Origin of the sequence: Staphylococcus simulans (assembly GCF_025561465.1) — a bacterium.
Lineage (GTDB): Bacteria > Bacillota > Bacilli > Staphylococcales > Staphylococcaceae > Staphylococcus > Staphylococcus simulans.
In genome coordinates, this window is the sequence record NZ_CP095100.1 from 503,305 (window position 1) to 521,350 (window position 18,046).

At 34.1% G+C, this 18,046-nt stretch carries 13 protein-coding genes and 1 CRISPR repeat array; of the genes, 12 read left to right on the forward strand and 1 reads right to left on the reverse strand.

Features of this window, described 5'->3' with window-relative positions; genetic code table 11:
• Positions 1-8 precede the first annotated feature (8 nt).
• The 5 genes from MUA87_RS01970 to uidA are packed head-to-tail and all read left to right on the forward strand — an operon-like array spanning position 9 to position 6,557.
• The gene (locus tag MUA87_RS01970; RefSeq protein WP_262551230.1) at positions 9-1,409 is read left to right on the forward strand and encodes a glycoside-pentoside-hexuronide (GPH):cation symporter; all 1,401 of its coding nucleotides are present in this window, start codon (positions 9-11) and stop codon (positions 1,407-1,409) included.
• Positions 1,410-1,425: 16 nt separating this feature from the next.
• A complete protein-coding gene (uxaC, locus tag MUA87_RS01975) occupies positions 1,426-2,847 on the forward strand; it encodes a glucuronate isomerase (protein ID WP_061055229.1) in 1,422 nt (473 codons plus the stop codon).
• Positions 2,844-3,890, forward strand: a complete 1,047-nt coding sequence (gene uxuA, locus MUA87_RS01980) for a mannonate dehydratase (protein ID WP_070625337.1) — start codon at positions 2,844-2,846, stop codon at positions 3,888-3,890. Before uxaC ends, uxuA begins: the two co-directional genes overlap by 4 nt.
• A gap of 4 nt (positions 3,891-3,894) precedes the next feature.
• Positions 3,895-4,737: an SDR family oxidoreductase gene (locus MUA87_RS01985; protein ID WP_002479885.1), complete on the forward strand. Its 843-nt coding sequence runs from the start codon at positions 3,895-3,897 to the stop codon at positions 4,735-4,737.
• Between the two features lie 20 nt (positions 4,738-4,757).
• Entirely contained in the window at positions 4,758-6,557 is a 1,800-nt protein-coding gene (uidA, locus tag MUA87_RS01990; protein WP_107587487.1) for a beta-glucuronidase, read from the forward strand.
• 137 nt (positions 6,558-6,694) lie between these two features.
• Here uidA and MUA87_RS01995 read toward each other — a convergent pair whose 3' ends face one another.
• Positions 6,695-8,041, reverse strand: coding sequence for a PepSY-associated TM helix domain-containing protein (locus tag MUA87_RS01995; RefSeq protein ID WP_262551231.1), 1,347 nt, complete (start codon positions 8,039-8,041; stop codon positions 6,695-6,697).
• A 307-nt stretch (positions 8,042-8,348) separates the two neighbouring features.
• On the opposite strand from MUA87_RS01995, the gene MUA87_RS02000 reads away from it, so the two are divergent.
• From MUA87_RS02000 to MUA87_RS02030, 7 genes are all read left to right on the forward strand, one after another.
• Positions 8,349-9,569 (forward strand): MFS transporter, encoded by a 1,221-nt coding sequence (locus tag MUA87_RS02000; protein WP_002479882.1) that lies wholly within the window; start codon positions 8,349-8,351, stop codon positions 9,567-9,569.
• 280 nt (positions 9,570-9,849) lie between these two features.
• A complete protein-coding gene (locus tag MUA87_RS02005) occupies positions 9,850-10,287 on the forward strand; it encodes an LPXTG cell wall anchor domain-containing protein (protein WP_023015514.1) in 438 nt (145 codons plus the stop codon).
• A 257-nt stretch (positions 10,288-10,544) separates the two neighbouring features.
• A complete protein-coding gene (cas9, locus tag MUA87_RS02010) occupies positions 10,545-13,706 on the forward strand; it encodes a type II CRISPR RNA-guided endonuclease Cas9 (RefSeq protein ID WP_262551232.1) in 3,162 nt (1,053 codons plus the stop codon).
• A 7-nt stretch (positions 13,707-13,713) separates the two neighbouring features.
• A complete protein-coding gene (cas1, locus tag MUA87_RS02015) occupies positions 13,714-14,619 on the forward strand; it encodes a type II CRISPR-associated endonuclease Cas1 (protein WP_070848933.1) in 906 nt (301 codons plus the stop codon).
• 11 nt (positions 14,620-14,630) lie between these two features.
• Positions 14,631-14,939, forward strand: coding sequence for a CRISPR-associated endonuclease Cas2 (gene cas2 / locus MUA87_RS02020; protein WP_060803561.1), 309 nt, complete (start codon positions 14,631-14,633; stop codon positions 14,937-14,939).
• A gap of 10 nt (positions 14,940-14,949) precedes the next feature.
• Entirely contained in the window at positions 14,950-15,939 is a 990-nt protein-coding gene (locus tag MUA87_RS02025) for a hypothetical protein (RefSeq protein WP_070848935.1), read from the forward strand.
• A 30-nt stretch (positions 15,940-15,969) separates the two neighbouring features.
• Positions 15,970-16,730: a CRISPR direct-repeat array (repeat unit 36 nt; unit sequence GTTTTAGTACTCTGTAATTTTAGGTATAAGTGATTC).
• Between the two features lie 171 nt (positions 16,731-16,901).
• The gene (locus MUA87_RS02030; RefSeq protein ID WP_082732266.1) at positions 16,902-17,990 is read left to right on the forward strand and encodes a PTS sugar transporter subunit IIC; all 1,089 of its coding nucleotides are present in this window, start codon (positions 16,902-16,904) and stop codon (positions 17,988-17,990) included.
• Positions 17,991-18,046: the final 56 nt, after the last annotated feature.

Here is an 18,046-nt window from a genome sequence, read left to right on the forward strand (position 1 = left end):
GTCATTTTATGGAAACGATGACAAAGAGAGAAGAAGAAAAAGTTGAAACATTCAAAGCGATAGAAAAACCGAAACTACCGCTTAAAGAGAAAATAGCTTATGGATTTGGTGACTTAGGTAACGGAATGATGTTTGACTTAGGTCAAATCTACTTACTTAAGTTCTATACAGATGTTTTAGGAATATCAGCAACGTATGCAGGTTTAGTATTCCTAATTTCAAAAATATTTGACGCTTTTGTCGATACAGGTGTCGGATCTTATGTAGATTCACGTAAAAATATTGGTCCAAGAGGTAAGTTCAGACCATATATCTTATTTGGGACAGTACCTTTAGCAATTATGACAGTAATGACCTTTATCACCCCGAATTTAGATTATACCGGTAAAGTGATATGGGCATTCGCAACTTATATGATATTCAGTATGGCTTATTCAATTGTTAATATTCCTTATGGTTCACTTTCTGCATCTATGACAGTAAACGCAGATGACCGTACACAACTTTCAGTGTTCAGAAATATGGGGTCACAAGGTGCGTTGTTCATTACAGGTATCATTGTTTTACCTATGGTAAGCCAATTCCCTAATCAAGCAATTGGGTTCCCAGTTGTTGTAGGTGTACTTGCGGCAATTGGTGTGATTTTCCACATCTTTTGTTATAAAGGTGTTAAAGAACGCTTTACAGTAGAACCCCCTGATACAAAAGGACAAAGTAGAATTGCGTTTAAAAACTTATTGAAAAACGGAGCATTCGCAGTGCTTGCCTTCTATACATTACTAACAATTACAGCCATGTTCTTAAAGCAATCTACACAATTGTATTACTTCCAATATGTACTTGGCGAAGTTAATTTAGTAGGCATTGTTAGCTTGTTCAACTTTATCGCACTGATTCCAGCATTATATCTTACAACTGTTTTAAGTAAGAAGTTTGGTAAAAAAATGACTGCGATTATTGGTGTTGTAGGCTTTATCATTTGTGAAATGTTAAACTATGCATTCTTTGGAGAGAACGTTGTAACCTTCTTAATCTTTAGTACATTAGGCATGTTCTTCCTAGTGATTCCTAATACAGTTACATGGGCATTTATCGCAGACGTTGTAGAATACGGCCAATGGAAATCAGGAGTTCGTACTGAGGGGATTATTTATTCAAGCTACAGCTTCACACGTAAAGTATCACAAGCTTTAGCTGGATTTATTCCAGGTATAGCACTAACGTTTATTGGTTATCAACCGAATGTCGAGCAAACTGCCGATACATTACAGGGGTTAGGACTTTTATACTTTGTCGTACCTGCTGTTATCAGTTTAATTGCGGTAATTGTCTTCGGAATATTCTATAAATTAACAGATAAACGACATGAACAAATTGTAAAAGAATTAGCGTTAAGAGAAGAAATTTAAAAGGAGCGTATATACTATGGCATTTATCAATGAAACTTTTATGTTACACAATGATAAAGCAGTACAACTTTATGAAGATTATGCAAAAGACATGCCAATTTATGACTACCATTGTCATTTAGACCCTAAACAAATCAGTGAGGATCATCACTTTGATAACATTACAGATTTATGGTTGAGCGGCGATCATTATAAATGGAGAGTTATGCGTGCTCAAGGTATCGAAGAACATTACATCACTGGAGATGCGGACAAAAAAGAAAAGTTTGTCAAATGGGCACAAGCACTTCAAAACGCAGTCGGCAACCCAGTGTATCACTGGTCACAATTAGAACTTGCGATGTACTTCGGTGTCTATGATTTATTAACTGAAGATAACGCAGAAGAAATTTATGAGCGTGTGAATCAATATCTGAAAGACAATCATGTGACAACGCAATCTTTAATTAAAGAATCAAAAGTTAATTTGATTTGTACGACAGATAATCCAACAGATGATTTACATTATCATGATGAAATTAAAGCCCAATCTGATTTCAAAACAGCAGTTTTACCAGCATTCAGACCTGATGCAGCATTTAAAATCGGTTCACAAGATTTCTTAGATTTTGTTGAAAAACTAGCTGAGATTACTCAACCGATTCAAAGTGTTGAAAGCTTCATTGACAGTTTGAAACAACGTATCGATTACTTCCACAGCAAAGGCGGCAGATTAGCTGACCATGGTTTGGAACGAATTGATTATGAAGATTTCACATCAGAAGAAATCACGGACATCTTCAGAAAAGCATTAAGCAAAGAAACGGTTTCTGATTTTGAAAAAGCACAATTTATCACATTCGTCTTAAATGAGTTAAGCAAAGCATACGCTGACAAAGGATGGACAATGCAAATTCACTTCGGTGCGATCAGAAATAACAATACGAGAGCATTTGAAAAGCTAGGTCCAGACACAGGTTTTGATTCAATTAACGATCAAACGAACTTAGCGTATAACTTGAACCATTTACTAGATATGATGGAACGTGAAGATCACTTACCAAAAACGATTCTTTACAACTTGAACCCAAATTATAACGACGTTGTAGGTTCAACAATTGCGAACTTCCAAACAGAGCCAGGTATTGCGAGTAAAATCCAACACGGTGCTGGCTGGTGGTTCAACGATACAAAACGCGGCATGTTGAGACAAATGTCATCACTAGCTGATCAAGGTATGCTGATGCACTTTGTAGGTATGTTGACTGACTCAAGAAGCTTTATCTCATACGCACGACATGAATACTTCCGTCGCATTCTATGCACATATATCGGAGAGATGGTTGAAAATGGAGAAATTCCAGATGAACCATCATTATTAGAAAAATTAATTAAAGGCATTTGTTACAACAATGCTTATCATTACTTTGGATTAATTAAGGAGGAGAATAATCAATGAAGATGACATTTCGTTGGTATGGTAAAGAAGATCCAATTAGTTTAGAGTACATTCGTCAAATTCCTGGTATGGAAGGGATTGTCAGCGCAATTTATGATGTACCTGTTGGTGAAGTTTGGCCATTAGATAAAATCGAAGCACTAAAGAAAGAGATAGAAGATGCTGGTTTAGAGTTATCTGTGATTGAAAGTGTACCAGTACATGAAGATATTAAGTTAGGACGTCCTACACGTGACAAGTATATTGAAAACTACCAACAAACATTACGTAATTTAAGCAAAGCAGGAATTAAAGTTGTGTGCTATAATTTTATGCCAGTGTTTGATTGGACGCGTTCAGACTTAGAATATCGTTTAGACGATGGTTCAACTGCTTTAATCTATAACGAAGACCATATCAAAAAGATGGATCCATTAAGCGGGGAACTTTCATTACCTGGTTGGGATTCAAGTTATACGAAAGATGATTTAGCAGATTTATTTAAAGCTTATGAATCTGTTGATGAAGAAAAGCTATGGGAAAACTTGTCTTACTTTATTAATAAAATTATCCCTGTAGCTGAAGAGGAAGATATTTTAATGGCGATTCATCCGGATGATCCACCATGGAATATTTTCGGCTTACCACGAATCATCACAAATAAAGAAAACTTAGAACGCTTCATTAATCTATATGATTCAAAATCAAACGGTTTAACAATGTGTTCAGGTTCATTAGGCTGTGATAAAAACAATGATTTCCCTGAAATGTTACGTTACTTTGGTAAAAAAGACCGCGTACACTTCGTGCATGCGCGTAATATCAAACATACAGGTACACACTCATTTGAAGAATCTGCACACCCATCAGAAAAAGGTTCATTAGATATGTATGAAATTGTTAAAGCCATGCATGATTTCGGTTATGAAGGGCCGGTACGTCCAGACCATGGTCGTATGATCTGGGGCGAAACAGGTAAACCAGGTTACGGTTTATATGACAGAGCACTAGGTGCGACATATTTAATCGGACTTTATGAAGCAGTAAGCAAAGGTAAGGAGTGAGTATATGATTCCATACGAAATTGATTTGAACAATAAAACAGTAGTAGTGACTGGTGGTAATGGTGTCATCGGTTCAGCGATGTCGAAATCATTAGCTCAAGTCGGTGCTAATATTGCGATTATTGGGTTGAATGATGAGACAGGTGCACAAGTTGTACGTGAGATTGAAGAAGCGGGCGGTAAAGCACTTTTCATTTCAGCAAGCGTTACAGATAAAGCACAGATGGAACAAGCAAAAACAAAAATCCATGAAGCATTTGGCAAAGTGGATGTGTTAATTAATGGTGCAGGCGGTAACCATCCTAAAGGTACGACGGATGATGAACATTTTGATAAAGATAATAAAGATCAAATGCAGACATTCTTTGAATTGGATGAAGCAAGTGTTGGTTTTGTGTTCGACTTGAACTTCTTAGGTACGTTCATTCCATCACAAGTCTTTGCGCAAGACATGATTGATAACAAAGAAGCAACAATCATCAACATTTCATCAATGAACGCATTTACACCATTAACTAAGATTCCAGCATACAGTGGAGCAAAAGCAGCTGTCAGCAACTTCACGCAATGGTTAAGCGTTTACCTTGCTGATACAGGCGTACGTGTTAATGCGATTGCGCCAGGGTTCTTAGTGACATCTCAAAATGAAAAGTTATTAATTAAAGAAGATGGCAGTTATTCAGCACGTGCAGAAAAAATCTTGAATGCGACACCTTTACATCGTTTTGGTAAACCAGAAGAATTAATCGGTGCATTATTCTTCTTAGTCGATTACCGTTCATCAAGCTTTGTGGACGGCGTAGTATTACCAGTTGATGGCGGGTTCAATGCATATTCAGGCGTATAATAAATGAAGGAGAGAATGATATGTTATATCCAATTACAACAGAAACAAGAAATATTATTGATTTAAATGGCACTTGGAAATTCCGATTAGAACATGCGAATGAAAAGTTAGATGCGACACAACCATTAGATACTGATTTAGTGATGAGTGTCCCAGGTTCATATAACGAGCAAGGTGCGATTAGTGAGATTCGTAACCATGTGGGTACTGTCTTTTACGAAAGAGACTTTATCGTACCAAAAGCATTACGTGACGAGCGTTTAGTTTTACGTTTCGGATCAGCTACACATGAAGCGATTGTATATATTGATGGTGAAGAAGTTGTATCTCATAAAGGTGGTTTCTTACCATTTGAAGTAGATATTACAGATAAAGTTGGCGCAGGCAGCCACCGTTTAACTGTGTCAGTAAACAACATTTTAGATCACTCAACACTACCTGTAGGTAACTATGAAAAGTTTACAGATGAAGATGGCAACTTAATCAGAAAGAACACACCAAACTTCGACTTCTTTAACTATTCTGGCTTACACCGTCCGGTTAAAATCTACACAACACCACATAAATATGTAGAAGATATTACAGTGGTACCTAAGGTTGAAGGTGACAATGCGACCGTTTGTTATGAAACTGAGGTTGTCGGTGATGTGGAAGAGATACGTGTTGAATTATTAGATGAAGAAGGTACAATCGTAGGTTCAGCAACAGGTGCACAAGGTGACATCAAAGTAGAAAACCCACGTCTATGGGAACCGTTAAACGCATATTTATATAACTTAAAAGTAACGTTATTTGACAATGGTGAAGTAGTTGATACGTATACAGAACGTGTAGGTATCCGCTCTGTTGAAGTGAAAGATGGTCAATTCTTAATCAACAACAAACCATTCTACTTCAAAGGATTCGGTAAACACGAAGATACACCTATCAATGGTAGAGGCTATAATGAAAACGCAAATGTTATGGACTTGAACTTAATGAAGTGGATCAATGCGAACTCATTCAGAACAGCGCACTATCCTTATTCAGAAGAAATGATGCGTCTTGCGGATGAACAAGGTATTGTAGTAATTGATGAAACTACTGCAGTAGGGGTTCACTTGAACTTCTTAGTACACTTAGGTAAGTCAAATAATCCTATTGATACATGGAAAGACATTAAAACAAAAGAAGCGCATGAACAAGTGATTCGTGAATTAATCGCACGTGATAAAAACCATGCATGTGTTGTAATGTGGTCTATCGCTAACGAACCAGAATCAGATGCTAAAGGTGCGAAAGAATATTTCGAACCGCTTGTACAACTGGCAAGAGACTTAGACCCACAAGATCGTCCAATGACAATCGTAACAATCATGTTCTCGCAACCTGATAACTGTCAAGTTCAAGATTTAGTCGATGTACTTTGCTTGAACAGATATTATGGTTGGTATGTAGACCAAGGCGATTTAAGAGCAGCGAAAGCATCATTGAAGAAAGAAATGGATGGCTGGTCTAAAGCACAACCGAATAAGCCAATCATGTTTACAGAATACGGTGCAGATACTGTAGCTGGATTACACGCAATCGATGACATTATGTTCACAGAAGAATACCAAGTGAAATATTACGAAGCTAACCATAAAATCGTAGACCAATATCCACAGTTTATCGGGGAACAAACTTGGAACTTCGCTGACTTCGAAACAAGTACAGGGCATATCCGTGTGCAAGGTAACCGTAAAGGTATCTTCACAAGAGATCGTAAACCAAAATCTGTAGCGTTCTACTTCAAAGAGCGTTGGGCAAATATTCCAGATTTCTACTATAAAACAAAGTAAGCCAATGATTGAAACTCACTGAACATTAAAATATTAAATAATAATTACTCCCAAAATCCAATATGTAAGTATATAAACAAAGCCTACTATATAAAAACAGCGCAGCCTCCCAGGGTTGCGCTGTTTGTTTCTGTTGATTAATTCAATTGTTTATTTCGCTTATCTTTGAAGTATAAGAGTGTTTCTATAATAAAGACGATAATGAGTGAGAAGCCGAATAAAGGCATTAAAACTCCTAAGATAATCAAAGTGATTATAAGTGAAATAGACATCGGCTTTTTTACACGTCTTGGTAGCATTTCAGCTTGTTTCATGTGTTTTAAGCGTCTAAACCAAGACGTGAAACCAAAGATGATTCCGCCTAAAAAGGCGATACATACGAGCAAGTTAATGATTTTATTAGCCATACCGAAAAGGTGGCCTTCGTGAAGCGGAATGCCCCAAGTTAACCATTTCGCTAAGATACCGTAATCTTGATAATCCACTTTGCCTAATTGTTTACCAGTATATTGATCCATATAACGTGTGGTTTCTTTTTCAGGTGCGACATCAAAGCCGGTTACACCACTATTGCTGGCTTTAGATAGCGTAAAGGAACCATCAGGACTGGTTGGATAAACAATCGCAAAAGGACGTGTTAAACCTTGCTTTTCAGCGTTGTGAATCACTTTATCCAAAGATAATTGACCAGGAATGTTTGTCATCGGCATCGCCATACCACCATGATGCCCACCACCTTCTGATTGTGGTGCTGCTTTTTGTCTTAAAGCCCATGGAATTTCATTGGCTTCTGATTTAGGTGGATTTGCGACGAGTTGAGTTTGTCCTAATTGTGGGTACGCAGTAGAAATCTGATTGATTTTAGCACCCATGAAGCCAGACCAAGGTAAGCCTGTAAAGACTAAGATTAACATCGGAATAGCGATTATTAATCCGACAATCGCATGCCATTTTTGGAATTTGAGTACTTTGTTGTTAGATTTTAATAACTTTTTACGTACTAACATATAAATACCAGATAATATCATAAAAACAGTCCAACATGCGGTTAATTCAACTAAGTAGTTAATCGCAGTATTTTCAGTTGAAAGGGAACTATGTATACTTCTGACCATATTGGAATAGGTGTATTTCGCATTTTGTTGATCGACAATTTGGTTATGATTGTCTAGAAAAATATAGTAAGAATTACCTTCCATATCACCAATTGTGATGCGGTTATTGTAAGGTGACTCCATCACACTAACTTTATTGATAGTGTAACCAGGATGTTCTTTTTCGATTTGTTTAATCGCATCGGTCATAGATTGTTGTTTTGTATGTTCGCTTTGACCATAGAATTCGTGCTTATACAATTGATTTTCAACTTCAGGGAAGAAAAGATAAGCAATACCTGACAAAGTCAAAGTAATTAATAAAGGCGTAATAAAGACCGCAGCGTAAAAGTGTAATCGCTGCATAGGATTAAATGTGTTGGGTTTCATAATTTACCTCTTTATCTATATAAAATGTAATGATTTCGCTTTATATAAAAGCTATATTATATTATTGCAGATTTTTAAATAGATGAAAGGACAAATGTTTGTCATATTTTGAAAATTGTATGACGGAAGTGTGAAAATTATTGGTTTTTAATAAAAAGAATGAGAATTAAGTAGCATTGTTATTCATAAAAATTAAAATTGTTTAAAGTAGTCAAAAGGTCGTGTGAAAATTGGAATTTTTGCCAATGTTCGCCTTTTTTATGTTCGTTAAGCTTAAATTGAAAGTAATTTTAAAGGAGCGATCATTATGAATAACAACAAAGCAAATCAAGTTAGTAATCGATATTGGATAAAACTTGTTGCAGTCTTTACATTAGGTTGGTTAGTTATTTATGCAGCACGCACAATATTAAATCCGATTATGGGTAATATTAAAGCTGAATTCACCTTAGATAATGCTCAATTAGGATTAATAATGAGTTTGTTCTTTATTGGTTATACCGTTACACAAATTCCTTCAGGTATCATGGGGGATAAAATAGGTCGAAAGAAAATATTAGTACCTAGTTTTTTAGTTTTTGGTATCTTTATGGTTATTACAGGTTTGATGCCTAGCTATTTCTTATTTGTTATCGCATGGGTGATTGTAGGTTTAGCACAAGGTATGTTCTATGGTCCACAATATGCACTTTCGTCAGAAGCTATACCAGAAAAAAATATCACTTTAGGCAGTGCTTTAATTAATAGTGGTATGGCTTTTGGAACATCAATCGGTTATTTTATCTCGAGTATTTCAGTTTCTGAGATGGGAATGAGCTGGAGAATACCATTTTATATTATGGCAGTACCGATACTTATCATCGCGTTTTTAATGTATCGTATTATTAAAGAACGCCCACGTAAACAAGTGCAGCAAGACGAAAATATAGCGCCATTTAAAATGTCTAGTTTATTTAAAAATCGAAATCTAATTCTAGCTTATATTATTATCTTCTGTTCCATTTATGGATTCTTTATGATTATTACTTGGTTACCGTATTACTTAGAATCAGAAAGAGGTATCAATGGTGCACAGGTAGCTTTTGTTGCATCACTCGTACCTTGGGCAGCTATTCCAGGCTCTTTATTCTTTAGTTGGTTATCAGATAAGTTAGGAAGAAGAAAACCAGTATTAATGATTATGTTACCGTTAGCGTTTATTTTTACAGCATCTATCGTATTTTTCGATAACTTAGTCATTCTATATATTGCATTAATCGGCTATGGAATTGTTGGTAAAATCAGTACAAACCCAGTTTTAATTGCTGTTGTTGCGGATAATGCGCCTAAAAGTGCATTAGGTACATCATTCAGTGTTTATAACTTCATCGGAATGACCGCTTCAATCTTAGCCCCATACATTACAGGCTTCTTAACCGATCTTACAGGTTCAATGGCCATTGGGTTCTATTTAGCAGCGCTATTACTTGTGGTTGGTTTAGTAGCAGCATTGATGCTAAAAGAAAAAGGAAAAGTACAAGCACATTAATAATATAGTAATCATGAATAAAACGATAAATAGAAGTTTATAATCATATTTAAAAATCCCCTCGCTATTCGTAGTAGTGAGGGGATTAGTGCATCCATGTCAGTTTCTTTGTTAATAAATTTTAGCATTGTTCGATGAGACAGTGAAAAAAATGAGCCACCTCTATTTCATTTACGAACATTCCGCAAAGTTTGTTTAGTTACTGTAAATAGGGTTTTTAAAGAAGGCAAGTTTGGTTACGTTAAAGATGAGTAAACTAGATAAACTTAGGAGGCCTATAATGAGAAAAATCGGTATCTTTTTAACAACGTTAGTTGCGGTAGCATTAATTTTTACTGGAATTGAAGACATTGTGAAAGGTGCAGAAGCGCAAGCAGCTAAAGCAGTTACGGGTGAAGTAGTTTCTGATGAATTGGATCCAGACGGTGACGGATGGGCAAATATCGGATTTGAAAATATCAAATTAGATGAACCTTACCAAACTAAGTTAGTTCAATTAACACATCTGAAAGACACTGGTAAAATGTCTACGACTGAATACAATGAAAAAGTTGCTGCATTAATTTCAGAAGCAAGATCAATTGATGCATCTCAATCACAAGAATTACCAGCAGCCGGTGAAGCTGAAATAAATCTTGTATTAGTAATCTTTGGCTTGTGTATTTCATTAATAGGTATGGTAACTGTTATGACTAGTAGAAAACGTAAAAGTGAATAACGAAAGAAATGTTCTAACAAATCTTTCAACAAAGTCAAAATTAAAATTATTAGAAAATACAAAATATTGATTGACTAATAATGACTACTATAATATCATTAAGTTACAATACTAATAATTGTATTGTACTTATACCTAAAATTACAGAATCTACTAAAACAAGGCAAAATGCCGTGTTTATCTCGTCAACTTGTTTGGCGAGATTTTTTTTTACATTTATTAAATTTTAAATATTCAAATTATAAGGGAGTGATAGTATGAATAATAGTTATATCTTAGGACTAGATATTGGAATTACATCAGTGGGTTATGGAATTATTGATTATGAAACAAGAGATGTTATAGATGCAGGTGTTCGTTTATTTAAAGAAGCTAATGTAGAAAATAATGAAGGACGACGATCAAAAAGAGGGGCAAGACGACTTAAGAGGCGTCGTAGACATAGATTACAAAGAGTAAAAAAAATGTTGTTTGATTATAAATTATTAAATGAAGACAGTGAAATAAGTGGAATAAATCCATACGAAGCTCGCGGTAAAGGACTAAGTGAAAAATTAAGCGATGAAGAATTTTCTGCGGCATTGCTTCATTTAGCAAAGCGCAGAGGTGTACATAATGTAAGTGATGTGGAAGAAGATACAGGCAATGAATTATCCACTAAAGAACAAATCGCAAGAAATAATAAAGCCTTGGAAGATAAATATGTTGCGGAATTACAGTTAGAACGATTAAAAGAACAAGGCGAAGTAAGAGGTGCAGCTAACCGCTTCAAAACATCTGATTACATCAAAGAAGCAAAGCAGTTATTAAAGACACAAAGTAATCATCATAAAATTGATGAAACTTTCATAGAGACATATATCAGCTTATTAGAAACTAGAAGAACATACTATGAAGGTCCAGGAGAAGGTAGTCCATTTGGCTGGAAGGATATTAAAGAATGGTATGAAATGTTAATGGGACATTGTACATATTTCCCTGAGGAATTACGAAGTGTTAAATATGCTTATAATGCTGATTTATACAATGCCCTAAATGATTTAAATAACTTGGTTATTGCACGAGATGAGAATGAGAAACTAGAGTATTATGAGAAATTCCAGATTATTGAGAATGTCTTTAAACAAAAGAAAAAGCTGACACTCAAACAAATTGCGAAAGAGATACTTGTGAATGAAGAAGATATTAAAGGCTATCGTGTAACGAGTACAGGTAAACCAGAATTCACTAATTTTAAAATTTATCATGATATAAAAGGCATTACATCCCGAAAAGAAATTCTGGAGAATGCTGATCTACTCAATCAAATCGCTGGAATTTTAACGATTTACCAGTCAGCAGAAGATATACAAGAAGAATTAGCTGAACTGGAACCAAAATTGACACAAGAAGAAATCGAACAAATTTCAAATTTAACTGGTTATACCGGCACACATCGTCTCTCCCTAAAAGCTATCAATTTAATATTGGATGAATTATGGCACACAAGTGATAACCAAATGACTATTTTCAATCGTTTGAAACTTGTGCCGAAAAAAGTTGATTTAAGCCAACAAAAAGAAATACCAACATCTTTAGTGGACGATTTTATCTTATCGCCAGTGGTGAAACGTTCATTCATTCAATCCATCAAAGTGATTAATGCTATTATTAAAAAATTCGGTTTGCCAAAAGATATTATTATTGAGCTAGCAAGAGAAAAGAATTCTAAAGAGGCACAAAAATTCATCAATGAAATGCAGAAAAGAAACCGCCAGACTAATGAAAGAATCGAAAAAATCATTAAGGAAACTGGTAAAGAAAAAGCTAAATTCTTAATTGAAAAGATTAAATTGCATGATATGCAAGAAGGAAAATGTTTGTATTCATTGGAACCTATTCCATTAGAAGATTTACTTAATAATCCATATCATTATGAAGTTGATCATATTATTCCTCGTTCTGTTTCTTTTGATAACTCTTTCAATAATAAAGTGCTAGTAAAACAAGAGGAGAATAGTAAGAAAGGGAATAGAACGCCATTTCAATATTTGAGTTCTTCTGATGCGAAAATTAGTTATGAGATATTTAAAAAGCATATTTTGAACCTTTCTAAAGGTAAAGGAAGAGTTTCTAAGAAGAAAAAAGAATATTTATTAGAAGAAAGAGATATTAATCGATTTAGTGTCCAAAAAGATTTTATTAACCGTAATTTAGTAGATACACGATATGCGACTAGAGAGTTAATGAATTTATTAAGATCCTATTTTAGAGTAAATGACTTAGATGTCAAAGTAAAATCGATTAATGGAGGTTTCACGAGTTTCTTAAGAAAAAAATGGAAGTTCAAAAAAGAAAGAAATCAAGGTTACAAACATCATGCTGAAGACGCATTGGTCATTGCTAACGCTGACTTTATTTTCAAAGAATGGAAAAAACTAGATACAACTAATAAAGTCATGGAAAACCAAACAGTTGAAGAGCAACAAGCTGAAAATATGCCGGGAATTGAAACTGACGATGAATATAAAGAAATATTTGTAATCCCGCGCCAAATACAAAGTATTAAAGACTTTAAAGATTATAAGTACTCACACAGAGTCGATAAAAAACCGAATAGAGAATTAGTAAATGATACCTTATATTCAACAAGGAAAGATGATAAAGGCAATACACTTATCATAAATAACATCAAAGGACTATATGACAAAGATAATGATAAATTGAAAAATTTAATTAAGAAGTCACCAGAAAAATTATTAATGTATCATCATGATCCACAAACTTATCAAAAACTGAAAACTATTATGGAACAATACAGTAATGAGAAGAACCCGCTTTATAAGTACCATGAAGAAACAGGCAATTATTTAACTAAATATAGTAAAAAAGATAATGGACCTATCATCAAAAAGGTTAAATATTACGGTAAAAAGTTAAATGCGCATCTTGATATTACAAACGACTATTCAAATAGTCAGAATAAAATAGTAAAACTATCATTAAAACCATATCGCTTTGATGTTTACTTAGATAATGGTGGATATAAATTTGTGACAGTTAAAAATTTAGATGTCATCAAAAAAGAAGGTTTCTTTAAAATTGATTCAAATGCTTATGAGAAAGCAAAAAGTGAGAAAAAAATTGATGAAAATGCAGTGTTTATCGCAAGTTTTTATAATAATGATTTGATTAAAATTGATGGAGAGTTATATAGAATTGTAGGGGTTAATAACGACACAAGAAATGTTGTAGAGCTAAATATGATTCCAATCACATATAAAGAATATTTGGAGAATATTAATGATAAACGAACACCACGAATATTGAAAACGATATCTCAAAAAACATATTCTATTGAAAAATATTCCACAGATATTTTAGGGAATCTTTATAAAGTAAAAAGTAAGAAAAAGCCTCAAATGATCATGAAAGGGTGAGTAGTTTTTGGCGTGGAGAATTGTATATCTTTCAGAAGTAGATAAACTTGCATTAAACTTAAATAATTTGAAAATCGCAAAAGGGGATTTGGAGGTTAAAATCCCCCTAAGCGATATTTTCGCTATTGTAATTGAAGACTTAACAACAACTATAACCTCAAGGCTTATGATAGAGCTTTCTAAATATAATATTTTAGTGGTTTTTTGCAATCAACAACATTTACCGGAATGTATGGTGCATCCAATTAATGGTCATTTTAACCAATACGGACAAATGAAAGAGCAACTTCAATGGTCAGAACAAAATAAAGGAGAATTGTGGAAACATATATTGGTTCAAAAAATTCAAAATCAGATTCAATGTATGAAACATGTTGGAGTCCTTGATGAAAGAATTATTAAAATGAAAGAGTTGCAAACTTTAGTTACATCTAGAGATGAAATGAATATAGAAGGACAAGCAGCTAAATATTATTTCAATACATTTTTTGAGGGTTTCAGACGTGATGATGAATTTTTAATAGAAAATATGGTGTTGAATTTTGGTTATACAATTTTAAATTCAGCAATCGCTAGAACCATTGTAGCAAAAGGGTTAATTCCAGCACTTGGTATTCATCATATTGGTGCACGAAATCATTTTAACCTTGCATCAGACATCATTGAAGTATTTAGACCATTAGTAGATTTATATCTATTAAAACATCCTCCAGAAGAAGAATATATGACAAAGGCATATAGATTAGAGTTAGTGAATTTAATGCATGCAAGAGTACAAATTGACGGAAAGCAGCACACAGTTATTAGAGCGATTGAAATTATGGTTCAATCAATCATTGAGTATTTCAGAACGGGGAGATATGAAACACTCAAGCTACCAAACATTAAACAATATTCTTTTTATGAATCATGAGTTATAAATTTATGAGAGTAATGATAATGTTTGATCTCCCAACTGACACGAAAGAGGAAAGACGCTTATATAGTAAGTTTAGAAAAGGGCTGATTTCTGAAGGGTTTTTGATGATGCAGTACTCTATTTACATTAAAAGTTGTATAAATAAAGATTCAGCAGAAAGCAGTGTGAATTATGTGAAACGTATCTTGCCGCCTGATGGTCATGTGAGAGCATTGACAATTACGGAGAAGCAATATGAGAAAATGAAAATATTATTGGGTGAAGAAGATAAAAATATTGAAATATTAGGAGATAATCGTACCATTTTATTTTAGGAGAAAAAATATGTATGAAGCGGTTTTAGAGATTAGTATTGAGGAATTACCAAGAGTTATTTTAAATACTAGTGAGTATACCTCTATTTACAATGAAGATTCAACACATGAAGAATACATTCTAGAAACACTTAAGAATTACTTTCAACCAAGAAATTCCAATAAAGACTGTGTAACCATTACAAATCTTTTAGAATGTGAGAGGGTTTCAAATAATCGGTTTAGAGGTTTTATCTTGAATCATTCTGCTATAGAAAATGAGCATCAATTAGCAGCAACAAGTATGATGACTAAGAAAATCATTAGAGAATTGCATAATGATATGGAAATAGAAGGATATATCAATTCGATTAATGTATTATTGGATGACTTAAGGGAAAATCTAAGAGGGACTTTACCTTTGGCTGTTAAATCATTTGATTTAAAGCAGTTTATAAGACTGCTTTCATTTAAATATGATTACACTGAAGATTATGCTAGGCTGATTAATCGTTTAGAACAAGTAGTCCCGTTAGTAGTAGATGAAATGAATTATCAAGCAAAAGAAAAGGCGTTTTTGATTTATCTGTATCCAGAAGCGGGTTTAAGTATAAAAGAGCAAATTAGATTTAGAAAAACATTAAATGATCTGCCAATTCCAATAATAGTATTAACAGAGTCCTCATATTTTTTATCAGAGAATATCAAAGGTTTGAACTACTTTATCAACAATATCCAAATGATTACTGAAGAGTTTATTGATGATAGTTACTGGAATGCGCCAATTAATATAGAAATAGAAAAGTTTAAAGAGAGATTTGAGTATTTGTTTAAAAACTATTGTTCTTTTCTAGAAGTTAATCCTACAATTTCTAATTATAATTTGACGGAAATTGTTGTTTTCGATGATTTGGATCTTTATATAGTCATAGCTTTTTTAAAACATTGCAAATTTAACTATCACCTAGACATTGATAAGGAGAAAATTTCTTCAGCATTATCGGCGTATCTATTTTCTTAACCAAAATTCAAGTTTATAATTGTGCTAGAGGTTTTAGTACTCTGTAATTTTAGGTATAAGTGATTCAATATTAAAATCACATGGGAGGTAGCACAGTTTTAGTACTCTGTAATTTTAGGTATAAGTGATTCATTGTCACCAGTAAGCCCAAAATACATTATGTTTTAGTACTCTGTAATTTTAGGTATAAGTGATTCCAAAGGTATTAGAATTAACGGATTGTACGCGTTTTAGTACTCTGTAATTTTAGGTATAAGTGATTCAGAGTGTTGTGTATATCATGTCACAACAAGTTTTAGTACTCTGTAATTTTAGGTATAAGTGATTCGGGTAGACCGTTTCGTACGTGCGCAAATCAGTTTTAGTACTCTGTAATTTTAGGTATAAGTGATTCGCATTTGCGTTTTCATCTCATCACCATAAGGTTTTAGTACTCTGTAATTTTAGGTATAAGTGATTCCAAACAAGAGATGAAAGAGTTTATCGACTTAGTTTTAGTACTCTGTAATTTTAGGTATAAGTGATTCCTAAACAAGTATTGCAGTTAGCTGGTGCTTGTTTTAGTACTCTGTAATTTTAGGTATAAGTGATTCGAATTCATGTTATGACATGACATGACACAAGTTTTAGTACTCTGTAATTTTAGGTATAAGTGATTCCAATATTGCCACCATTTGTAGTGGCGAGCAGTTTTAGTACTCTGTAATTTTAGGTATAAGTGATTCAAGCCCTCTCATTGAGTAACTGTACAAGAAGTTTTAGTACTCTGTAATTTTAGGTATAAGTGATTCTTTTGCTTTTTGCATTCAAGCGTAGCGAATGTTTTAGTACTCTGTAATTTTTAAGCAGCTTCGGCTGCTTTTTTCTATTTTCTGTCATTGACATACTTTAATGATAGGCATACAATAATTCTGAAAATTACGAAAACATCAGGTCTTTTGCATCACGAGAGGAGTCTTTTTATGGAACACACAGCGATGGATCATACTTCACCCACACATCCAGGGACTAAGATAGGTCCCAAATATTTTCTTTTTAACTTATTAAATGGGGTTGCGATTGGTATCGTAGCAGGTTTAATCCCGAATGCGATTTTAGGAGAAATCTTAAAAGCACTTGTCCCATTCAATCCAGTCTTTACTCAATTACTACACGTTACGACGGCTATTCAATTTGCGGTGCCTTGTTTAATCGGTGCGTTAGTTGCGTATCGTTTTAAATTTACACCTTTAGGTATCGCGGTAGTTTCAGCGGCTTCCTTTATCGGTAGTGGCGCTGTCGTCTTTAAACATAATGCATGGGTTATCACAGGTATTGGTGACTTAATCAACACTATGTTCGCAGCTGCAATCGCTTCGCTTATGATTTTATTTATTGGTGAACGTTTTGGCAGCTTGAACTTGATTATATTACCGACATTTGTGGCAGTAAGTACAGGTTTCATCGCATTGCATACACTACCTTATGTCAAACTTGTCACAACAGCCATCGGTAATATGGTTAATAGCTTTACTGAATTACAACCGATTCCGATGTGTATTTTGATTTCATTAGTTTATGCATCAATTGTTATTTCGCCAATTTCAACCGCCGCATTATCCATGGCAATCGGTATTGAAGGATTAGCTGCAGGTTCAGCTTCTATCGGTATAGCGGCAGTAGAAGCAGTATTAACAATCGGAACATTGCGCGTTAATCGCTTAGGTGTACCGATGACAATCTTTTTAGGTGGCGTTAAAATGATGTTGCCGAACTTAGTACGTCATCCGATTATTTTCCTACCGATTACTACGACTGCGGCAGTAACCGGCTTTGTGGCAAGTTTAATCGGTATTGGAGGAACGAAAGAATCAGCTGGTTTCGGTATCATCGGTTTAGTTGGACCGATCAATGCGTTCAGATTTTTAGATTACGGGGACTTCTGGCTTAAAGCGATACTTTGTGCAGTCGCATTCTTTATCGTTCCATTTATTACTGCGTTTATCGCGCACTTTGTTTATAGTAAAATATTTAAAATTTATGATGAAGAAATCTTTAAATTTATCGATTAATACATTAATGAGACAGTAATCATATGTGTGGTTTCTGTCTCTTTTTTATTGTGATA

Excerpts from the sequence above, each read along its gene's own strand:
- MUA87_RS01970 (WP_262551230.1), top strand. The coding sequence starts at position 9 with ATGGAAACGATGACAAAGAGAGAAGAAGAAAAAGTTGAAACATTCAAA.
- uxaC (WP_061055229.1), top strand. The coding sequence starts at position 1,426 with ATGGCATTTATCAATGAAACTTTTATGTTACACAATGATAAAGCAGTA.
- uxuA (WP_070625337.1), top strand. The coding sequence starts at position 2,844 with ATGAAGATGACATTTCGTTGGTATGGTAAAGAAGATCCAATTAGTTTA.
- MUA87_RS01985 (WP_002479885.1), top strand. The coding sequence starts at position 3,895 with ATGATTCCATACGAAATTGATTTGAACAATAAAACAGTAGTAGTGACT.
- uidA (WP_107587487.1), top strand. The coding sequence starts at position 4,758 with ATGTTATATCCAATTACAACAGAAACAAGAAATATTATTGATTTAAAT.
- MUA87_RS01995 (WP_262551231.1), bottom strand. The coding sequence starts at position 8,041 with ATGAAACCCAACACATTTAATCCTATGCAGCGATTACACTTTTACGCT.
- MUA87_RS02000 (WP_002479882.1), top strand. The coding sequence starts at position 8,349 with ATGAATAACAACAAAGCAAATCAAGTTAGTAATCGATATTGGATAAAA.
- MUA87_RS02005 (WP_023015514.1), top strand. The coding sequence starts at position 9,850 with ATGAGAAAAATCGGTATCTTTTTAACAACGTTAGTTGCGGTAGCATTA.
- cas9 (WP_262551232.1), top strand. The coding sequence starts at position 10,545 with ATGAATAATAGTTATATCTTAGGACTAGATATTGGAATTACATCAGTG.
- cas2 (WP_060803561.1), top strand. The coding sequence starts at position 14,631 with ATGAGAGTAATGATAATGTTTGATCTCCCAACTGACACGAAAGAGGAA.
- MUA87_RS02025 (WP_070848935.1), top strand. The coding sequence starts at position 14,950 with ATGTATGAAGCGGTTTTAGAGATTAGTATTGAGGAATTACCAAGAGTT.
- MUA87_RS02030 (WP_082732266.1), top strand. The coding sequence starts at position 16,902 with ATGGAACACACAGCGATGGATCATACTTCACCCACACATCCAGGGACT.